At 51.4% G+C, this 19,946-nt stretch carries 19 protein-coding genes; 1 reads left to right on the top strand and 18 read right to left on the bottom strand.

The window, feature by feature from the left end:
* Positions 1 to 34: 34 nt before the first annotated feature.
* From OOT00_RS03625 to clpB, 8 genes are all read right to left on the bottom strand, one after another.
* Complete coding sequence (locus OOT00_RS03625; protein WP_265423927.1) at positions 35 to 796, bottom strand: SDR family oxidoreductase; 762 nt, start codon at positions 794 to 796, stop codon at positions 35 to 37.
* The gene (locus OOT00_RS03620) at positions 793 to 972 is read right to left on the bottom strand and encodes a hypothetical protein (protein ID WP_139445795.1); all 180 of its coding nucleotides are present in this window, start codon (positions 970 to 972) and stop codon (positions 793 to 795) included. The genes OOT00_RS03625 and OOT00_RS03620 overlap by 4 nt, the downstream gene beginning before the upstream one ends.
* Positions 973 to 997: 25 nt before the next feature.
* Positions 998 to 2,467 (bottom strand): 4-hydroxyphenylacetate 3-hydroxylase family protein, encoded by a 1,470-nt coding sequence (locus OOT00_RS03615; RefSeq protein ID WP_265423926.1) that lies wholly within the window; start codon positions 2,465 to 2,467, stop codon positions 998 to 1,000.
* A 221-nt stretch (positions 2,468 to 2,688) separates the two neighbouring features.
* The gene (locus OOT00_RS03610) at positions 2,689 to 3,561 is read right to left on the bottom strand and encodes a flagellar basal body-associated FliL family protein (protein ID WP_265423925.1); all 873 of its coding nucleotides are present in this window, start codon (positions 3,559 to 3,561) and stop codon (positions 2,689 to 2,691) included.
* Complete coding sequence (locus OOT00_RS03605; RefSeq protein ID WP_265423924.1) at positions 3,558 to 3,740, bottom strand: hypothetical protein; 183 nt, start codon at positions 3,738 to 3,740, stop codon at positions 3,558 to 3,560. Before OOT00_RS03605 ends, OOT00_RS03610 begins: the two co-directional genes overlap by 4 nt.
* A gap of 2 nt (positions 3,741 to 3,742) precedes the next feature.
* A complete protein-coding gene (locus OOT00_RS03600) occupies positions 3,743 to 4,096 on the bottom strand; it encodes a hypothetical protein (RefSeq protein WP_265423923.1) in 354 nt (117 codons plus the stop codon).
* A 685-nt stretch (positions 4,097 to 4,781) separates the two neighbouring features.
* A complete protein-coding gene (locus tag OOT00_RS03595) occupies positions 4,782 to 4,970 on the bottom strand; it encodes a hypothetical protein (protein WP_265423922.1) in 189 nt (62 codons plus the stop codon).
* Between the two features lie 209 nt (positions 4,971 to 5,179).
* Positions 5,180 to 7,777 carry an ATP-dependent chaperone ClpB gene (clpB, locus tag OOT00_RS03590; RefSeq protein WP_265423921.1) on the bottom strand — a complete coding sequence of 866 codons (2,598 nt, stop codon included), beginning with the start codon at positions 7,775 to 7,777 and terminating at the stop codon, positions 5,180 to 5,182.
* Between the two features lie 185 nt (positions 7,778 to 7,962).
* On the opposite strand from clpB, the gene OOT00_RS03585 reads away from it, so the two are divergent.
* A complete protein-coding gene (locus tag OOT00_RS03585) occupies positions 7,963 to 8,454 on the top strand; it encodes a hypothetical protein (RefSeq protein WP_265423920.1) in 492 nt (163 codons plus the stop codon).
* A gap of 211 nt (positions 8,455 to 8,665) precedes the next feature.
* Here the strand turns inward: OOT00_RS03585 and OOT00_RS03580 are convergent, their stop codons facing one another.
* The 10 genes from OOT00_RS03580 to OOT00_RS03535 all read right to left on the bottom strand — a co-directional run bounded on the left by OOT00_RS03580 (position 8,666) and on the right by OOT00_RS03535 (position 19,946).
* The gene (locus OOT00_RS03580; protein ID WP_265423919.1) at positions 8,666 to 10,123 is read right to left on the bottom strand and encodes a sensor domain-containing protein; all 1,458 of its coding nucleotides are present in this window, start codon (positions 10,121 to 10,123) and stop codon (positions 8,666 to 8,668) included.
* A gap of 11 nt (positions 10,124 to 10,134) precedes the next feature.
* On the bottom strand, positions 10,135 to 11,025 hold the full coding sequence (locus OOT00_RS03575; RefSeq protein WP_265423949.1) for a transporter substrate-binding domain-containing protein: 891 nt from the start codon (positions 11,023 to 11,025) through the stop codon (positions 10,135 to 10,137).
* A gap of 426 nt (positions 11,026 to 11,451) precedes the next feature.
* Positions 11,452 to 13,317 (bottom strand): aldehyde ferredoxin oxidoreductase family protein, encoded by a 1,866-nt coding sequence (locus OOT00_RS03570; RefSeq protein WP_265423918.1) that lies wholly within the window; start codon positions 13,315 to 13,317, stop codon positions 11,452 to 11,454.
* Positions 13,318 to 13,329: 12 nt separating this feature from the next.
* Complete coding sequence (locus OOT00_RS03565; protein ID WP_265423917.1) at positions 13,330 to 14,919, bottom strand: aldehyde dehydrogenase family protein; 1,590 nt, start codon at positions 14,917 to 14,919, stop codon at positions 13,330 to 13,332.
* 66 nt (positions 14,920 to 14,985) lie between these two features.
* Positions 14,986 to 16,167 carry an iron-containing alcohol dehydrogenase gene (locus OOT00_RS03560; RefSeq protein ID WP_265423916.1) on the bottom strand — a complete coding sequence of 394 codons (1,182 nt, stop codon included), beginning with the start codon at positions 16,165 to 16,167 and terminating at the stop codon, positions 14,986 to 14,988.
* Between the two features lie 27 nt (positions 16,168 to 16,194).
* Positions 16,195 to 16,716, bottom strand: a complete 522-nt coding sequence (locus OOT00_RS03555) for a hypothetical protein (protein WP_265423915.1) — start codon at positions 16,714 to 16,716, stop codon at positions 16,195 to 16,197.
* Positions 16,717 to 16,787: 71 nt separating this feature from the next.
* Positions 16,788 to 17,399, bottom strand: coding sequence for a TetR/AcrR family transcriptional regulator (locus tag OOT00_RS03550; protein ID WP_265423914.1), 612 nt, complete (start codon positions 17,397 to 17,399; stop codon positions 16,788 to 16,790).
* Positions 17,400 to 17,697: 298 nt separating this feature from the next.
* Complete coding sequence (locus OOT00_RS03545; protein WP_265423913.1) at positions 17,698 to 18,261, bottom strand: gamma carbonic anhydrase family protein; 564 nt, start codon at positions 18,259 to 18,261, stop codon at positions 17,698 to 17,700.
* Between the two features lie 111 nt (positions 18,262 to 18,372).
* Positions 18,373 to 19,158 (bottom strand): GTP cyclohydrolase FolE2, encoded by a 786-nt coding sequence (folE2, locus tag OOT00_RS03540; protein WP_265423912.1) that lies wholly within the window; start codon positions 19,156 to 19,158, stop codon positions 18,373 to 18,375.
* Positions 19,155 to 19,946: a tRNA lysidine(34) synthetase gene (locus tag OOT00_RS03535; protein WP_265423911.1), complete on the bottom strand. Its 792-nt coding sequence runs from the start codon at positions 19,944 to 19,946 to the stop codon at positions 19,155 to 19,157. Before OOT00_RS03535 ends, folE2 begins: the two co-directional genes overlap by 4 nt.

Here is a 19,946-nt window from a genome sequence, read left to right as displayed (position 1 = left end):
GGATTCATGATTCATATAGAGACAGCTCCGGCATTCAGGCCAGCATGCCCCCATCACAGATCAGGCAGGTACCCGTGGTATAGGAGGCCGCATCCGATACAAGGTAAAGGGCAGCGCCTGCCATTTCACTGGGAGCGGCAATGCGTTGCAGGGGAATCATGGAAATCACCGCCTTGCTGACAGCTTCGTTCTCCGTAATGGCACTGGAAAATTTCGTTTCTGTCATACCCGGCAACAGGGCATTGACACGGATTCCACAGGGTGCCAGCTCCCTCGCAAAGGCCTGAGTCATGGATATCAAGGCTGCTTTCGTGATGGAATAGATCCCCTGCATCTGCGCGGGACGGATTCCGTTAATGGAAGAGACGTTGACAATGGCGCCTCCCTGCCCTTTCTTTTTCATCAGTATGGCCGCCCTCTGGGACATAAAAAAGGGCCCTTTCAAATTCACATCATGGGTTTTATCCCAGGCCCAGGCCTCCGCATGGAGCATTTCACCAAAATAGGGATTGGCTGCCGCATTATTTACAAGGATATCCAGCCTCCCATGCTTTGCCTCCACAGCATCCATGAGAGAGGCAATCTGATCCAGATCTCCCATGTTACAGGCCATGGCCTCGGCCGAGCCCCCCTGGGAACGGATCCTGTCCACAACAGTCTCAAGGCTATCCAGTTTACGGCTCACCAGAATACAATGCGCGCCATACTCCGCAAACGTTGCGGCAATACTCTCACCAATACCTCTGCTCGCTCCCGTAATCAATGCTGTCTTATGCTCAAGGGAAAACAGATTCATTCCTTCACCTCCCCTTCTCCGCCGTTCACCTGTCCGGGTTCCATGCTGTCATTTACTTCATGAATGGCAGCACTCTGGTTCTCCACTAACACACGGGCAATGGCATCCAAATTCGGAGATCCGGCTTTCGGCCCTTCAATCTTCTCCGCCCTGCCTGCATCCTCTGTTTTTTTCATGGCTTCTCCTTCCATACAAAGGGAATCACCAACTCGCGGACATCCCGGCAAGCCGTTTGACAATATCCTTTCTTTCCTGAATATTGTACTGAGATGTGATGGCAATCTGCTCCATAACAGGAGAGCCTCCTCCGTGGAAACTTGCATAATTCAAGCACCCTGCAAGGGAAGAAACGGTCAAATCGCTGAAATACAGCCAGAAACGGATCTGGTCCTCCACGGGTATCTTTGTATTCCGCTTCAGGTATTTTTCCAGATAGGGCCTGAGCTCCTCATTCACCAGATCCTGTTCATAGGGGAAGGTAGCGGGTACACCACCTGCTATATCACAGAGTATCTCCTGTTCATGGAAAACAGCCTCACCCGTAAGGCAGCGGCCCACATTGCAGTAAATGGAGTTGGGAATGCAGGAACCCGGACCAAAAGGTACCGGCCCCATGCCCGGGATGGTCATCTCTGCCTTACCAAGGGACGATGCCGTATAGCCGGCGGCATAACCCAGTTCCGCAATCTGAATGATGCTGGCGAGCTTCTCCTTTACACGGGCGCTTTTCTCAATACCGTTCACCTCTGCTGCTAAAGCGGCAAGCCCCATGGTAATATCGCCAATGGCCGGTTTGCATCCGGAATAGCTGTGGCGGTGGAAGAGGGCAAACAGCAGGGCACACAACCCTCCGTGAAGATGCTCACCGCAGAGAAAGACCCTGTCCCATGGCACAAAAACTCTGTCAAAAATCACATAGGAATCCGCGGCCCCAAAATCAAACCCCCGCTTAAAATGCTTACGGGCTCTCATATTATGGGGATGCACCACCTGGGTAATACCTTCTGCATCCGAAGGAATGGCAAAAGCCACCGCATAATCCTTCTCCTCCTCCGTAAGGGAACGGGTCGGCACCACCATAATCTCATCCGCAACGGAAGCCTGGGTGATATGCACCTTGCAGCCCGTTACCACAATCCCTTTGCTGTTTTTTTCCACCACATGGAGGTACTGGTCCGGATCGGGCTGCTGGGAGGGGCGCAGCATCCTTTCGCCCTTCACATCGGTCTGAGCACAGGCCACCACCAGGTCTTTTTTCTGAAAATTATCCAGCCATCTGAGAAAATTCTTATGGTATTCCGTAGCACCTCCATTGGCCTTATCTGCTTCATAGGAGATGATGTTCACCGCATTACTGGCATCAGCGCCCATGCATCGACCGATGCAGTAGCCAACTTCCCGGCAGAGCATGCGCGTCATGTCCTGCTTTTTATGCAGATCTTCGGGACTCTGGTGAATATGACAGAAACGATTGATGGTTTCACCGCTCAGATGGGATTTGGCCGTGCAAAGGTGGGCTTTCTCAGGATCCATTGCCGCATCAAAGGTGTGACCCAGAACATTCAGGGTCATCTTCAGCTCCTCGTGATCCCGGCTAATTTTTTCTCCCTTGTAATAAATATTCTTCTTCATTTTCATCAGATCGGCAACGTATTGTTCCTTTGTTCTCATGGCAGCCTCCTTTAAAAGAAATGGGGAAAACCGTATTCTGCGGTACACGAACTCCTGTCCATTCTCCAAAGCGAGGACTGTGCCATAGAAAGCATAAGCATAAATACTTAAATTAAATAGAAAAAAAACAACACCCCCGATAGCAGGATACAAAAAAGGTCTTTATATCGTCCAACAGGGACGATATAAAGACCTTTACTCCGTTCTATGACCTTCCGGCATCAATTTTCAGGAACCGGCTTTTCAGGTGCTTGTCTCTGGGGAATCGTCAGACCAAACTCATGCCGAAGCTGGGGATACTGCAGAATAAATTCCTCCAGACTTTCCGAACTGGCCGCAACAATAATGTTTCTTACTTCTATTTCTTCGAGACGATTATCAAAATAAGGATTCAGCATCTTCCTCAGGTGCAACCGCACCTCCTTCACGCGTTCAAAGGAATTAAGATCCCGGTATTCCAGGCTGGAAAAATAAAAAAGAAGGGTTTCCCGAACCTCGGGATGCAGAGGGGGGGGGGGCGGAATCTCTTCCGGATTTTCAACGGGATGTTCAAGGCCCAGAATGAATTCAAGATCCAGACAAAGAAAACGTTGCCGTTCCAGAATGCGGGTTCGGGCAACATTGACGATAAGGGGTTCCATCCGGACTGCCTGATGGGCAAGGATTTCCCCTTCTGCAGGCCTGTCCGCACGGACCTTTGTCCACTCCGATGTTCTGCCGGTCTCCGGATGGCGTAAAACAAGCTTTCGGGGTTCCAGCGTCTCCAGAATAAAGGTCTGAAGCGATCCCTGAGACCAGAGACCGGCCTCTTCCGAACTCTCTACGGAAAAAACCAGACGATCTTTGGACTCCATCTGCCAGCGCCCCGTACTTTTGCCCCTCTTTTCAATGATACGGGTATGCTGCCCCTCCATCCTGTCTTCAGACTGCCATGAACCATTATTTCTCATGGTTAAAATGGTGTGAATATTCATGTGAGAAATCCGCCAGCTTCCAATGAGCAGCATCCGGGGATCCTCTTCCTTTTTCCCGCCACAGGAAAAAAATATAAAAACACAGAAAAAAAACAGCAGTCCCCTGTTCAGGGTCTTCATTTCATCCCCCTGTTCTCCCCATCAAGCTGGCTGTCTTCTTCATGGCAGACACAATCCTGAGCGTCGCACAGCTGGCAGACATAGCGGGAGGCCTTCCTTCTTTCCTGAATCCGTACTGCCCCAAACCGTATACCCGTACCAAGTAAAACCGCCACCAGACCAACCAGAATCCACTCCATGATCATAATCCTCCCGGGGCATCCGAAGAACCCATGAAGGCCGCGGGAAAGGGAATAACCCGACAGCCAGAATCGTTTCTGTCACTGCGTAAAGGAATTTTAATACCGAAACACCGACAGGAAAGCCAGTAGCCATGGCAACGGGGACAAATTTCGAGAAAACAACCCACATGATGGAATCCGCCGGGAAGTACGCCGCAGCAGGGACAACGACGGGGCAGACCATCTTCCTCAAAAACGCTTTTCTTCTTAGGCTGATAGGGCACAGGAAGAAACAGCTCACCATCAATCCGGATACGGCTTTCAATACAGGAGGAAGCGGCCGGATAACGGCCGCAGAGGTTGCACGGATCCATGATTTGCCCCTCTTCCACGGTTTTCATCATGAAAAAGCATACGTTAAAAAATTGTATACCAATGAACAGGTAAAGGCAAGAAAGGGAACAGGATACCCAGGCCTCAGAGCTGTTTCTTCTTTTCGGAAAAAAAGGGAGACTCACACAAACAGAAACGACCTCAGGGGAGGCTCCCCGTGAGGTCGTTTGGCTATTCTCAAAAACCAATTACAGAATCAATGTCCTGTGCTGCAGGATCCGGAGCTGCAGGATCCGCACCCACCGGAACCAAAATCCATGCTCGAATCAATTTTAAAGCCCATGGGCGTAAAATCAATTTTCACAGGGGTCGCCTGCTTTAAAAATTCCGCTTCCGCTACAAAGGTATGACCATCAATTTTAAAAACTTCATCTTTGCTGTTCGGCTCATCCAGAGCCAGTGCCAGAGACGGCCCTGCTCAGCCGCCTGAGGTGATAAACAATCTGAGAGGCATTACCTGCCGCCCTTCAAAATAGGCATTAATCTGCTCTATGGCCGCAGGGGTAACTTCAATCATTGGACCTCCTTTACAAAAACACTTTCTGGCAACTCGAAAAAATCCAACGAGTTACCTGCCAAATCACTTCAAACGTGTTAAAAAGTAAGCAGATCCATTCACATTGTCAATACATTATCAAAAAGAGATTGAAAATTTCCATACACACCCTACTCGCCCCCACCAGAAAGACGCTCCGCAAGAAGAGTGTCACAAATTTCTTTTTTTACAAAATATCGGCTCAGCACCAGAGCCAGTTCTGCCTGCGTCGGAGCCGTACCGGAAAGGGTTTCCACAAATGCACAAACAGATTCCAGCGATTGTTTCAGGTTCGGATCCAGAGAAGTAAAGTCTGTCACAGCCCTATCCTTTCAGGTGAATCAGGTTTCCTTCACCAGGCTTCACATTAATGGAATTACGCGTTTCAACCCGAAACCGGCTGCATGGGAAAAGGACTTTGCCAGTCAAACCATTCGGGACAGATACAATAGCTCCCCCCTTCACCATACAACCGGACCAGTCAGCCTAGTGTTTTCGAACAGCTCAGCTCACAGACCGCCTTGCCCTTTTACCCTTCGACATCAAAACCAAGGCCGGGCTCTCTGGTGTCTTCCAGGGCATACACCCGTATCCGGCTGCCATCAGGAACTTCACCCTTAAGAATTCTTACGGCAAGAGCATTTTCCAGCAGCTGCTGTATGGCCCGTTTCAAAGGACGGGCACCGTATATCGGGCTGTATCCCTTCTTAGCCAGCAGGGCGAGGGCATCCTCTTCCATAACAAGCTGCAGACCCTTTTCACTCATACGGGATTCCAGCCGGGCAATCTGAATAGCCACAATACTCCGAATCTGTTCCGGCTTCAAAGCTTCAAATACAATGGTCTCATCAATACGGTTAAGAAACTCCGGCTTGAAGGTGGACCTCAGAGCGGCTTCAATACCCGCCTGCCGCTCTTCCCGATCCATATTTTCCATTTCCTGAATCATCCGGCTACCGACATTGGAAGTCATAATAATCAGGGTGTTTCTGAAATCCACGGTACGGCCATGACCATCCGTCAGCCGACCATCATCCAAAACCTGAAGAAGCAGGTTGAAAACATCGGGATGTGCCTTTTCAATCTCATCAAAAAGAATCACACTGTAGGGACGCCTGCGTACCGCTTCCGTAAGATAGCCTCCCTCCTCGTAGCCCACATAACCCGGAGGCGCACCGATCAGCCTTGCCACGGAATGTTTTTCCATAAACTCGCTCATATCAATGCGTACCATGGCCTGTTCCGAATCAAAAAGGAAAGTAGCCAGAGCCTTGGCCAGCTCCGTTTTTCCCACACCCGTCGGACCCATGAAAATAAAACTTCCCATGGGGCGATTGGGATCCTGAAGCCCGGAGCGGGCCCTGCGCACCGCATTGGCCACAGCCACGACGGCTGTTTCCTGACCCACCACACGCTGGCCCAGCACCTCTTCCATGCGCAGAAGTTTTTCTCTCTCCCCCTCCATCATCCGTGCCACGGGAATACCCGTCCACCGGGAAACCACTTCCGCTATATCCTCTGCATCCACTTCCTCACGGAGCATGCGGTTTCCACCTTGAAGTTCTGCGAGATAGGCCTTGGCACTCTCCAGCTCCTTCTGGTTTTCCAGCATCAGTCCATAACGTATTTCCGCCACACGGCCCAGATCCCCCCGCCGCTGGGCCTGTTCCTCCTCCGTACCCAGCTGTTCCATGCGCTCTTTGATGGACCGAATCCGGCCTATGGTATCCTTCTCGTTTTGCCAGCGTCCCCGCTGTTCCTGCACCTCCTCCTTCAATCCGGCAAGCTCTGCTTCCAGTTTTTCAAGCCTTGTCACAGAAGCCGCATCACTCTCCCTGCGCAGTGCTTCCCGCTCAATCTCCAGCTGAGTCATACGACGCTGCAGTTCATCAATAGATGCGGGCATGGAATCAATTTCCATACGGATTTTGGAAGCGCACTCATCCATAAGGTCAATGGCCTTGTCCGGAAGAAAGCGGTCCGAAATATAACGATCCGAAAGGGTTGCCGCCGCCACCAGGGCCGAATCCTTGATCCGGACTCCATGGTGTACTTCATATTTTTCCTTAAGCCCCCTGAGAATGGAAATGGTGTCCTCCACACTGGGCTCCTGAGCCAGTACGGGCTGAAAACGCCGTTCCAGAGCGGCATCCTTTTCAATATACTTTCTGTACTCATTCAGGGTTGTGGCTCCCACACAACGCAGAAGACCTCTGGCCAATGCCGGTTTGAGCATATTGGAAGCATCCATGGATCCTTCCGCCGCACCAGCGCCAACAAGGGTATGAAGCTCATCGATAAAGAGAATGATGCCCCCTTCGGCTTTTTCCACCTCATTAAGGACAGCCTTCAACCTGTCCTCAAACTCACCTCTGTATTTAGCACCGGCAATAAGGGCTCCCATATCCAGAGCCAGAAGACGCTTGTCCTTCAGGGATTCTGCCACATCGCCTTCCACAATACGACGGGCCAGCCCCTCCACAATGGCGGTTTTTCCCACGCCTGGTTCACCAATCAGAACGGGATTGTTTTTGGTTCTGCGGGAAAGTACCTGAACCACCCTACGAATCTCCTCGTCCCTGCCGATAACCGGATCCAGCTTTCCTGTCCGGGCCAGTTCTGTAAGGTCACGGGAATATTTTTCCAAAGCCTGGTACTTGTCTTCGGGATTGGGATCCGTTACCTTACCATTACCACGGATACCCTGCAGGGTTGCCAGAATGCTCTGACGGGAGATCCCGCTGCGGGAAAAAACAGCCCCCACATCTTTTTTTTCTCCGGCAAGGGCAAGAAGCAGATGTTCCACACTGACATACTGATCCTTCATGGCATCCGCTTCATGAAAGGCAGCTTCCAGAACCTGATGCAGGTCTCTTGAAAACGCTCTTTCTCCTGTAGCCCCTGTTACTTTTGGGTATTGGCTGATAATGCCTGCAACTTCCTGCTGCAGCGTCTGAAGAGGTACTCCTATTTTTCGGAAAATGGCCATGGCAATACCGGATTCATCCAGAAGCATGGCCTCCAGAAGGTGCACCGGCTCCACCTGCGGATGGGTATGGGTTTCCGATCTATGCAGAGCTTCCTGCAAAAGCTCCTGACTTTTCATGGTAAATTTATCAAAACGCATGGCGTCTCCTTATGTCGTATAGGCTGAACTTTCAATGATAGAAAAGCATGCTTTTTCAGGAATCATAAGCATTCGCCAAGGCCTGTCAAACACACGGTCTGAAATTTGCATATGCATCGCAATCATAAAAAAACTTCCGTAACCCAAGGAAGTAATCTGTCACCCTTCAGAAAAAAGAGGCTTCTATGCTCAGTGATTTCATGGATTCGGTTGTGGCAAGGGGAGCGGAAGCCCTGCTGCCTCAGAATCTTTCCAACGAATGGCTCACACCCATCGCCCAGGCTTCTGCCCGTTTTCTCTTTCATGCATCCGATGGCAACATGCCTGACACGGATCAGGGACCTCTGGATATTTTTGAAGATATGGATGGTAATCTGCTTCTGGCAGCTATTACGGAAATTCTTCAGTCCCGCTACGACTATCCGGCTCATTTTCAGATCGAAACACTGCCCCGGGAAATTCTATTTGAGTCCATTGCCTGTTATGCCCTCTACGCCACCCTTGAGACGATCCACAGAGAGCATGGCATCTCCTATCCCCATCCAGACCCGGATACCCTTCTGGAGCCGGAACGCATCCATGAAATCGAGGCAGGCAATCCCCGTATATCCGAACTGCTTTATGCTTCCCTCAGGAAAACCGAAAATCCAGGCGTACCAGAAAAAAAACCGATATGAACTTCGTTTTTTGAACCGGTTCGCTACCATTTTCATCTGGCAATTTCCTTAGTTGTCAGGCAGGACATAGGCACCCGAACCATCTGCTTTCCGGCACTACAGTTGAAACCACCATGCATGGACGGGAACAAGATACTTTTTGGGACCTGAGTGCCGGGCACAGAAATCAGATTACTGGAATACGACAAAAATTACGCTAAGCAGCCGTTATTTACCCTGAGAAGGCAGGATCGGAACAGGCAACCACACGGTTGCCCCCTTCTTTTTTGGCCTGATACATGGCCGCATCCGCTTTCCCGTACAAATCCCTGTACTCCCCTCCCGTACCGGGATAAATGGCAACTCCGATACTGGCGGAAAGCTGCAGCTCATGTCCCTCAATCTCAAAGGGGGCAGTCAGAGCCTCACGGATTTTCTCAGCAACCCGCATTCCATCCTGCGGATGGCGGATCCGGGGAAGGAGTATCACAAATTCATCCCCTCCGATGCGGGCTGCCGTATCCGACCCCCTCAGAATCCCGGTTATCCGCCTTGCCACCACCTGTAACACCAGATCTCCTGTTCCATGACCGAAACGATCATTCACAGGCTTGAACCGGTCAAGATCCATAAACATCAGACACAGGCTGACATGATCCCTTTGCGCTGCAGCCAGAGCCATTCCCACCCGGTCTTCAAAAAGCGTGCGGTTGGGCAAACCGGTCAGAGGATCATGCAGTGCCAGATGCTGAATCCTTTCTGCCATCTTCCTGCGTTCTGTGATATCCGTTGCCGTTCCCCTGAATCCCGTTACCCTTCCCTCACTATTGCGTATGGCCACACCACTGCACAAAACCCATAAAGTACGCTGATCCCGGCGGAGCACACGGTCTTCTCCATCCAGAAGATCCCGGCCATCGGCAATGCTCTGCAGGCCCATCCGTTTCCGCTCTTCCCTGTCTCCCGGGTGACAGATATCATAAAAGTACATATGCCCCACCATTTCATCGGGACGATATCCCAAAACAGCCTCCACCGTACTGCTCACATAGCTATAGCGCCCCTCCGCATCCACCTCCCAGGAATAAGTCCTACTTTTTGCTGCCAGCTGATCATAGCGGTACTGGCTTTCCTGAAGGTGGATTTCCATTCGTTTTCTGTCGGAAATATCCATAATCAGCCCTTCAATGGCCTCCACCTCATCCCTGTCTCCAAAGATGACTCTTCCCTGCTCCCAAACCCATTTACGCTCTCCTGAGGCAGGCATAATTTCATATTCCAGCTCCACAGTATTCCGGGTTTTCACCCCTTCCGACCACTTTTCCTTTGCCATTTCAAGGTATTCCGGAGCAATAACCTTATCGTATGAAATTTTTGCATTCTCAATAAGCTCTTCGGGCTGATATCCGGTCAGGTCAAAACAGCCATCAGAAACAAAGACCATGGTCCAGTGCTCATCATAACGGCAGCGATAAGCCATTCCTTTCAAATTTTTCAGAAGGACAGACTTGCTGCGCTCACTTTCCATAAGCCGGTCATTCATGATCTTCTGGTCGGTAATATCAAAGGCAACAACCAGAACAGCCCTGATGCCCGTCTCCGTTTCACCGTAGGGGACCTTACGTGTCTGAAACCAGCCCGGGCTGCCATCCCTGCGGATACCGGGCTCTTCCGCGATCAGACAGGGCAAGCCGCTCTCCATTACCATGTGATCCGTTGCCAGATACAAGAGTACATGATCCGGATCCGCCCATAATCCAGATCCGTTTTTCCGGCCACCCTGTCCGGCAAACAGCCCAGAAGATCTGCCAACGCCCTGTTGGTAATCACAAAACGCCCCTGCTGATCTCTCACAAAGACATAGCCCGGCATCAGATCAATCAGCTGACGGAGATGCTGCTCCGCCCGTCTTGCCTTCTCTGCCAGCCCAGCCAGCTTCCTGTTAAACAGCCTGAGCTGCACAGTCCACAGTCCTGCGGCCATGAGCAGCAAAAGCAGGGTACCGGCAACCTGAAAAAACAGGCCATGACCCATACGATACCCAACACGGATGGGGACATGGCGATTCACCGCATCCTGTATTTCTTCCGGAATAAGTGTGGCAATGGCAGCATCCAGCCTGTCCCTAAGCTCAGGATAATCTCTGTGAACCCCAGCCCGCAGCTCATTGGCATAGGCGGGAATTCCTCCCGCTATTTTTAAATTGAACCGCCCTTCTTTACGGATCGTATGGGCCGCCATGGTTAAGGAGCGAAGGGTCATATCCGCCCGCCCATCTTCCACCATGCGAAACACGGTAACCTCATCCGGAACAATAACCAGATCCAGATTGGGGTAATCCATTCGCACCCTCTCCTCCACGCTGGTACCCAAAGGCAGTACCATGATCTTGTTTCTCAAACCCGCAACATTGGCGATATAGTCATGATCCACCCGAGTCACAAAAACATGGGAATCTATGAAATAAGGCCGGGTAAAATTCAGCCACACATCCCGCTCCGGAGTCCGGTTCAGGAAAGGAAGCAGTATGCACTTCCCTTTTTTGGACAAAACAAGGCTCTCATCCCAGCTTTGTGTGGAAAAAACTTCCAGCCGGACATTGGCCGTTCCGCAATCAGACGGATCAAATCCGCTGCTATACCCTCAAATCTTCCATCTTCACCAAGCTGTTCAAAGGGCTCCCCGTCCGGATCTACGCACATGGAAGCGGTTAAAACATGACCAGACGATGACCCCACGACTACTTCAGGCCCTGCGGCAAAAAGGAAACCATGCAGCCAGAAAAACGCCGTCAGCCCGACTGCCAGCAAGGAAAGAACGGCCTTCACTTTTCCCGGTTGCACGGTTCTTTTCATTGGGAAGTATCCATGGTGAGAACAGGATTATATGGACAAAAAAGCCTTCAAACCATCTGGCAGCTGACTGCCCTGCAGTTCCGGGCAAATACCGCAGGCCTGATTTCTGGAACGGGAATGGCTTCATCCTACCCTTTTCTCTACCCGCAAACCAGCTTTCTTTTCACCCCGCAGCCTTAATCCCGAGACGCTTCAATAACTTACCTTCAGGAATACCGTTGCGGTCATAGCCGCGGAGGCGATAGTAGGCATGAAGCATTTTTTCCAGAGGAACGGTTCGTTTTTTATCATCACCTCTTCGCCCTTCCGTCAAAAGCCGTTCCGGCAGACGATCATCCTGACGGGAAATCCCCATACATGTATTCATATACCTCTCCAGAACATGGATGCGTTCACCGGCCTTGAGTATTTCTGCAGAAGACATCCTTTCCCCCATTACGGATGTCCAGAGGCGGGTATACAGGCTGAAATCCATCAGACCGATGGCAAGCTTCGGCACATAACGCATCAGCAGGGACAATATGAAATCCGGTGTATATTTTGACAGAGGCGGCTCCAGCGTATAGGCGAACATGGTAAACTGACAGCTTTGAAGAGAATTAATCACACAGGTAAGATTTTCCAGAAAGCATACAAACTCCGCCTTGGAACGGGTAGAATGACGGTTGAGAAGCCCGAAATACACCTCAAGAGCCACAAGATAGGCCGAAAGGTGGCAGGCCCCCCGGTTAGCAACGGCGTAGGCAAGCCCCTGCCCCACACAGCCCCTGGGATCATAGGCCGCCATTTCAAGCCCTTTCACTTCCATGGCAAAGGAACGGCCTCCATACCGGCGGGCCAGATAACGGGTTCCCATGGCCATCTCCGCGCCGAACCCTTCCTTTGCCGCCATACTCATCAATGCCTCGCGAATACCCTCCGGAGAACCGAAGCGCAGCGCGGTAGATACCAGCCCCTTTTCCGAAGCCTCCATGACCCAGGCCAGAATTCCGCCAGCACTGATGGTATCCATCCCCTGTTCAAAACAGATACGGTTGAATTCCACGTTCTGCTCTCTGTCAAAAAGCCCCAGATTGGTACCCAACAGGACCGTAGTTTCAAATTCCGGAACCGGCATACGTGTTCCACTATAATTACCCGAATGACCACAGAGAATGGTGCATGGCTTGCACGTATGGTAACGGGTATCATGAATATCTTTTGTCATTTCACCGGAAAGCTCAAAAGACCTGTCATGGCGGCCAGCCTGAAAATTATGAACCGGCAGGATATTGGCCTCATTACCAGGATTAAGGTTCATATTGGTACCATAGTTGCGAAGACCCACCGCGCTGGTTTCATTGCGCTGAATATAGGCATTTCCCCGTTTCTTCACCCTGGAAAAAGCTTTGGGACTGGCAGGAGCAATGGTAAAATTGCCCCCCTCTGCCACAATGCCTTTCACCTTTTTGGCTCCGAGGACAGCGCCTATCCCTCCCCTCCCCAGAAAACGATGCCCGGAAGCCACATTGGCAAAAACGACTCCCTTTTCTCCTGCCGGGCCGATAACCAGAGCTGATTCCTTCCCGTGAACCATCGCTTTCTGGCTTTCTGAGATATTCATACCCCAGAAAGGCCGGGCATCTTCAAACACCACCCCTTCCGAATCCACCCTTACAATCACAGGATCTGATGACTGGCCCCGGATCAGCAGGCCATCCCAGCCCGCTGTCTTCAACTGCATACCGAAAGGTCCGCCGCAGGAAGAAGAAGTCATAATGCCGGTCATGGGCGACCGGGTAACCGCATGGAAACGGCCGGAGCAGGGAGCCCCCGTCCCCATCAGTACCCCCGGCATCAGGGCAACCATATTATCAGGGCCAAGAGGGTCAGCATTCATGGGCATACGGTCATAGACAAGCTTCAGCCCAAGCCCCTTGGCGCCCAGCCATTGCCTGCGCTCTTCGCGGGAAACGATATATACGGAAAAGGAACGGGTTCCCAGATCCACCTCAAGAACCCGGTTGGATGTACCTGTAATACACTTCATGTTTTTCATTCCTCACGGTTTTAGCATTCTTGGCAGAATCCGGATCAGACCCCAGCTTCCCTTCAGGCGCTGCATGAGATCATGACCATAAAAAAAATGACAGGCTCCGCGAATCCCCTGATAAACGGAAGGACCGTGGGGATACCACCAGAGATTCTTTCTTGCAAAAAAGGCAAAACGGTCCTGCACCAGCACCGAAGGCAGGGTCATTTCATCAAACCCCTGCTGACCATGGGTGCGCCCTCCCCCCGTTTCCCCGGGACCTCCCCAGGGGGTTTCCGGCAACCCGTGGCTCATGAGGTGGTCATTGATGGTGGCTACCCCCACAAAAATTTTCCGGGCAAGGGTCTCCGCCCTCTTTCCATTGCGGGACCAGACGGAACAGGTCAGACCCAAAGTGGAGTCATTGGCCAGCCGGACTCCCTCATCCATATCCTGCACCTTCATCACGGCCAGCACGGGACCAAAGGTCTCCTCCCGCATCACCTTCATGGAATGATCCACTTCCGTCAGTACGACAGGAGTCACAAACCGGGAGGAATCCTTTCCTGAATATGATGCTGCACGGACGAATACGCTGGCTCCCTTCTCCAGGGCATCCGCCAGATGCCCCTGCACGGTTTCCACCTGACGCAGGGTCGTCATGCATCCCACATCCACCCCATGGTCAAGGTCATATCCTACTCTCAGTCTCAGGGTCTTTTCCTTCAGAATCTCCAGAAACGGGGCGTAGACATCTTTATGGACATACACCCGTTCCACCCCGCCACAGGACTGGCCCGCATTCTGAAAACCCGCCCACAGAGCTCCGGATGCGGCACGATGCAGGTCCGCATCCTCACAGACCAGCATAGCGTCATTCCCGCCCAGCTCCAGACAGACGGGAATCAGTTTTCTGGCAGCCAGTTCCGCAACCTGCTTTCCTGCGGAAACGGATCCTGTAAAAAAAAGTTTCTGCACTCCATGCTCCAGAAATGCCCGGGAAGCATCCGGTCCCCCCATATTTACATAGGAAAAAACTCCCTCCGGTAATCCCCCCGCATCCAGACACTCCTTCAGTGCCAACCCGGCCATCTGGGTTTCCGTTGCCGCCTTGAGCACCACACAGTTTCCCGCAAGCAGAGCCATCACCACTTCTGAAAACGGAATGACAAAAGGATAATTCCAGGGAGAAATTACACCCACCACACCAAAGGGTAGGCGCCGGATCCTGCTCCGTTTGTTCCAGAAAAGTAAAGAAGATGGCCCAACGGAACGGTCCTTGAGAAAAAAAGCCGCTTTTCTGCAATAATAACCAAGAGCGGCTATGGCTGGAAAGACCTCCGTTGCCAGTGCATCCATTCTCGTTTTGCCATTATCCCTTGCTATGCTCAGTGCCAGATCATCCAGATGATCCACCATGTAGCGGCGGATCTTTTTCATTGCTACGATTTTTCTTTTCAGGGGAAGGGCAGACCATTCGGAGTGCACCTCCTCCGCCTTACGGATAAAGCCTGCCACTTCCTCCGGACTGTGCAGAGGCGAATACCCCAGAACCTCATCCGTTGCAGGATTTCTGCACTCCGTATGGTGTCCATTACCCCCGACCCGATTCTCACGCATAGCAATCTCCTTCTGGTGGGTAACAAGCCTGTTCTGTTTACCCATAATACAAAGTCCGAAGCCGCCTCAGAAAGCTTCGGCAAGGAGCCTGCGGGCATCATCCATATCCATCTCTGCGGGGTTCATCATCAGCGCGCCATCATTTATGGCTTTCAGCGCAATGGCTCCCAGCTGATCGTCACGAACTCCCGCATCCTTCAGACGCATAGGCAATCCCGCTTTTTCTTTCAGGAAGCGCTGAAATTCAACCAGCAACGCAATGAGCCGGTCCGCTCTCTGGGCTGAAGGTGTTGCCGCATAGATATCGGCCCCCGCAAAGGGCAAAAGAAGCTCTCCGATGATATCCGCCCTTTTCAAAAGATTATACCGGAGCCCGTGGGGCAGAAAGATACCCATGGCCACGCCATGGGGTATATGGCAGACCGCACCGGCAGCATGTCCCAGAGCATGCACCATTCCCACCATGGAGTTGGAAAAAGCAGCCCCGGCCATGCAGGAAGCATTGGCAAGGGCCAGCCTCGCTGTGCGGTCTTTTCCATCCGCAATGGCAAGGGGAAGATAGTGGCGGATGAGGGTAATGGCTGCCGTGGCATGGGCATCACTCAGGGGATTTTTTTGCAGACCAACCCAGGCCTCCATGGCATGACTTAAAGCATCCATCCCCGTTGACGCCGTAATCTTTGCCGGCATGGTAAGGGTCATCCTAGGATCCAGCAGGGCTACATCCGGCATCAGATGACGCGAGACAAAAGCCATTTTCACATTATCCCGGGTATCCGCAATGACAGCTACAAGGGTAACTTCCGACCCCGTTCCGGCTGTGGTAGGCACCACAACCAACGGTTTCAGGGGGCCACTTAGGCGATCCGCCCCCATATAATCCTTCAAGGTCCCCTTTTCATGGGAAACCAGAATATTCACGCCTTTGGCCGTATCTATGGGAGAACCGCCTCCCACAGCCACCAGGCTATCACATTGGTTTTTCCGGTACACATCGGCTATGGCGTTAACCGTATCCACGGACGAATCCGGAGGAACATCATCATAAACAGCACCAATGGTCATACCGGAACTGTCAAAAGCAGAACGGACTATGCGCACAAGACCCGCCTCCACAACGCCCCTGTCCGTTATGATAAGGGGACGTTCAGCACCCATCTGCGAAAGCTCATAGGGCAGATTATCCAGTACTTTGTAACCGGAAATAATTTTAACCGGATTATGGAACTCAAAACTGGAAGGCAGCATGATTCTTTCTCCTTACGGTGGGTTCAATCAGATACCAAATGGAATTCCCAATACATACAAATAGAGCCTGCGCCGGAAGGGGCGTTTGATCTGAGGCATACGTTTCACCAGCCTGTTGCAGATAAATGCCGGGTACATATAAGCCAGCAGCCGGTCCAGACAGCGCACAAAGGACATGGAACGGGCCACATCCCCCACAAGCCCGATGCGATTCTCCGCAAAGGCTCTGGCAGAGCCCATCTGGGGCGTCAAAACAAGGAAGGCACTTTCGATATTTTTAAACCGGATCACCAAATCCGCATCCACTGAGCCTTCACCCACATAACGGATACGCCCATCTCTTTTCGTCAGCCCCATGGATGGACCATCGGGAAGAATTCTCATGGCAAGGCGAAACCCCTCCTCCCACTGGGCAACTTCCCTACGTATCCCCTCATCCATGCGCGCTGCTGATTGAAATGCTCTGCCCAAAACAAAAAAAACAATACGCGCAACCCCCTCCTTCAACCACTTACGTCCCGGTTTTACGGGGCCATATTCTCGCGGCACGGCTTTCTCCTCTCTGGTTTAGTGACCGATGGCTGACTCCTACTCCGTAAAGTAACGACTCACCTGCATATCTACCCCTTCCGGAAACTCTCTTCTTCCGAAATATCCTGCACCACAAAGCTCCTGTTCATAGCCATCAAAGATTCAATCAGCAGGGACAGCGGCAGCTCATTCTGCCTTATAAGATCCTGAATAATAAATCCGTCAATGATGGCTATCATAAGGCTGGCCACTGCTCCCGCCGCTCTGTGGCCTGGAAACAGGCGTAATAATGCGGCAGACAGCATTTCCTCCCAGCGCTGGTAGCTTGTTTCTATCCTTTTCCCCAATACGGAATTATCGCCTACGGCCTCACCAACCAGATGAAGATGAAGACGCCCTCTGGTTCTGGCCTCAAGGAGAGACGTCATAAGCAGAGAAAACAGCTCTTCTGGATTCTCCCCCCGATGATCCAGAACTCTCAACAGTTCTGCGGTAATCGACTCCATGTGGGCTTCCGTGATGGCAAATATCAAATCATTTTTAGATGCAAAATGGTAATGCAATGTCCCCTTGCTGACACCCGCACCGGAAGCAATATCCGACAAGGAAGCCTTGTCTACGCCTTTATCCAGAAAAAGACGGGTTGCCGCATCCAGAATCTCACTGCGGGCATATCCCCTGGTTCTTTCCAAAACCGTCATGGCCCCTCCGCTTTTTCGCTCGGCCGACCGGCCGAATCATTGTTTTGTCTTTTAACCATAGAAAAAACCTTCCTGTCAACCTCCATGATCAGAAGCGCGCCCATGCATGCAACCCGGTACTTCCGCACGAAGCCCTCAGATACAGCCGAAGGGTTTCGGCTGCTCGACCGAGCCGCACAAAAAAATACGAACGTCTGGACGTTCAAAACAAAAAAGCCTGAAAAAAACACCCCTTTATTTCAAAAGAGCTGATTTTTTCAGGCATCATTACCAGACACAAACCATGGATCACAGCATGTTAAAACTCATTGCTCAAGGCCTTGTATCCCTTTACCAGTTCATGGTTGGCACAGACAACAGATTCCGAAAACTCTGATGCTTCCGCATGCACCCTTGGAATATTATCCAGGTCGGAATCCGCATCCAGCTGCATGGTGGAAGGAACATAGAATTCCGGTGGCAGATCACAGCCATCCACCACGGCATTGTGGCGGACAACACAACCGTCTCCGACTGTGGAATTGAAAATAACGCTGTTGAATCCGATAAAAACCTTGTCACCGATGGTACAGGGACCATGAATAATCGAACGATGGGCAATGGATGTGGAAAAACCTATGGTTACAGGTGCACCGGCCTTGGAATGGATGACAACGCCATCCTGTATATTGGAATTGGCACGGATGACAATGGGATCCAGACTGCCTGATGCATCCGTTTCATCGGCTCGGATGACCGCATAAGGTCCCACATACACATTTTCCTCAATGATTACCTTGCCACAAATGATAGCTGTATTGTCCACATAGGCTTCCGGGTGGACCTGCGGCAAATCCCCACTGGGGTTACGACGAATCATCATTTCTCTCCTGTAAGGGGGCATAACAGAATTGCCCGCTGTTCAACAAAACGGATACCCCGAAGGTAACCGGACTGTTGCACCATACGCCCATGCTTCAGGAAAGAAAAGCCTTTAAAGAGCTTGCAGAGATTCGCTGGCAATCTGGGCAAAGGCACTGTGGTTATGAATGGATTCATAATTTTCCGCACTCACGGAAAACCAGGTAATGTTGGGATCTTCCTGTAAAGAAAGGGCCACATCCCGCACAATATCCTCTACAAATTTGGGATTCCGGAAAGCATGCTCCGTTACCGCTTTTTCATCCACTCTTTTCAGCACGGAAAAAACATCGCTGGAAGCACAGCCTTCAATTCTTTGAATAAGAGCCTCTATCCAGAAAAATTTCCGGAAACGCACAGAAACCGTCACCATCCCCCTCTGGGTATGGGCACCAATGTCGCTGATTTCTAACGAACAGGGACAAACCGACATTACCGGTACCCGAACCGTGGAAAGAAGATCCGTTCTGCCTTCTGCGGATATGGACCCGGAAATGGTGCAGGAATAATCCATCAGTCCCGGCTCTTTACTCACGGGTGCTTTCTTTTCGATAAAATACGGAAAGGTCACATCAATATGAGCTCTTTCTGCCTCCAGCAGGGTACGCATTTCCTGCAGAATGGTTGAAAAGGACCGAAGGGAAACCTCCTCACGGAAAAGATGCAGCATTTCCACAAAGCGGCTCATATGGGTGCCCTTGGCATCATGGGGCAGATCCACATACATGGATATATCCGCAACGGTCTGCTGCCTGCCCTTTTCACGGTCCAGAACCGTAATGGGATATTTCAGATTCTTGATACCCACCTTGTCAATGGGCAGATTACGCTCATCCCGCTGACGCTGCACATCTTTCATTCCTCATCCTCACCCGTATGCGGGTTGTGACAGTCTGCCTCCGGGGGAGACTGCAGCATGTACTCCATGCGCACATTGCCCATAGATCTGAAAACATTGTTTTTAATTTTTTTATCCTGACGATAGAGGGTTTCGAGAAACCCCTTAATCTGCCTGCGCTTGCTATGTGCCGCAGATGGGCATGGATTGCTGAACACGGGAAAAAGATCTGGAAAAGTCCGCGTCAATTTCACAATCTGCTGCTCATCCACCAGACTGAGAGGCCTTATAATGCGCAACCGTCCCTTAAAAAGATCCTGGCGGGGTACCATGGTACCGATCTTACCCGCGTAACACATATTCATAAAAAGTGTTTCAATGATGTCATCTTTGGTATGCCCCAGAGCAAGAGTCCGGCATCCCATATCTCCGGCAATGGAAAAGAGACGCTTCCGCCGCATAAGTGCGCAGAGAAAACAGGGACTCTTTTTACGGTTTTCCTCACTGTGGGCAAGGGGGCCATGGGTCGTTTTTTCTACGGTAAGGGAAAGTCCCAGTTCGGCGCACCACCGGACCAGGTCTTGATCGAAACCGCCGTCAAAACCAGGGTCCACATAAACGGGATGCAGCGTGTACGGGATGGCCGAAATGCGCTGCCGGTCCACCAGCACCCGGAGCAGAGTAAGGCTGTCTTTACCTCCGGAAAGGCCAACGGCTATACGCTCTCCTGAATCAAACATCCGATACTGAAAAGCGGCCCTGCCTACCGCCTTGGAGATTTTGGTATAATTTTTATTTTTTTCCAGCAA

It is taken from the genome of Desulfobotulus pelophilus, from assembly GCF_026155325.1.
Taxonomy (GTDB): Bacteria; Desulfobacterota; Desulfobacteria; order Desulfobacterales; family ASO4-4; genus Desulfobotulus; species Desulfobotulus pelophilus.
Note: the sequence above shows the minus strand (reverse complement) of the source record. Positions and strands in the feature narration are given on the sequence as shown.

Bases quoted from the DNA above. Each gene is read 5' to 3' on its own strand.
- OOT00_RS03625 (WP_265423927.1), bottom strand. From the start codon at position 796: ATGAATCTGTTTTCCCTTGAGCATAAGACAGCATTGATTACGGGAGCG.
- OOT00_RS03620 (WP_139445795.1), bottom strand. From the start codon at position 972: ATGAAAAAAACAGAGGATGCAGGCAGGGCGGAGAAGATTGAAGGGCCG.
- OOT00_RS03615 (WP_265423926.1), bottom strand. From the start codon at position 2,467: ATGAGAACAAAGGAACAATACGTTGCCGATCTGATGAAAATGAAGAAG.
- OOT00_RS03610 (WP_265423925.1), bottom strand. From the start codon at position 3,561: ATGAAGACCCTGAACAGGGGACTGCTGTTTTTTTTCTGTGTTTTTATA.
- OOT00_RS03605 (WP_265423924.1), bottom strand. From the start codon at position 3,740: ATGGAGTGGATTCTGGTTGGTCTGGTGGCGGTTTTACTTGGTACGGGT.
- OOT00_RS03600 (WP_265423923.1), bottom strand. From the start codon at position 4,096: ATGGATCCGTGCAACCTCTGCGGCCGTTATCCGGCCGCTTCCTCCTGT.
- clpB (WP_265423921.1), bottom strand. From the start codon at position 7,777: ATGCGTTTTGATAAATTTACCATGAAAAGTCAGGAGCTTTTGCAGGAA.
- OOT00_RS03585 (WP_265423920.1), top strand. From the start codon at position 7,963: ATGCTCAGTGATTTCATGGATTCGGTTGTGGCAAGGGGAGCGGAAGCC.
- OOT00_RS03570 (WP_265423918.1), bottom strand. From the start codon at position 13,317: ATGAAGTGTATTACAGGTACATCCAACCGGGTTCTTGAGGTGGATCTG.
- OOT00_RS03565 (WP_265423917.1), bottom strand. From the start codon at position 14,919: ATGCGTGAGAATCGGGTCGGGGGTAATGGACACCATACGGAGTGCAGA.
- OOT00_RS03560 (WP_265423916.1), bottom strand. From the start codon at position 16,167: ATGCTGCCTTCCAGTTTTGAGTTCCATAATCCGGTTAAAATTATTTCC.
- OOT00_RS03550 (WP_265423914.1), bottom strand. From the start codon at position 17,399: ATGACGGTTTTGGAAAGAACCAGGGGATATGCCCGCAGTGAGATTCTG.
- OOT00_RS03545 (WP_265423913.1), bottom strand. From the start codon at position 18,261: ATGATGATTCGTCGTAACCCCAGTGGGGATTTGCCGCAGGTCCACCCG.
- folE2 (WP_265423912.1), bottom strand. From the start codon at position 19,158: ATGAAAGATGTGCAGCGTCAGCGGGATGAGCGTAATCTGCCCATTGAC.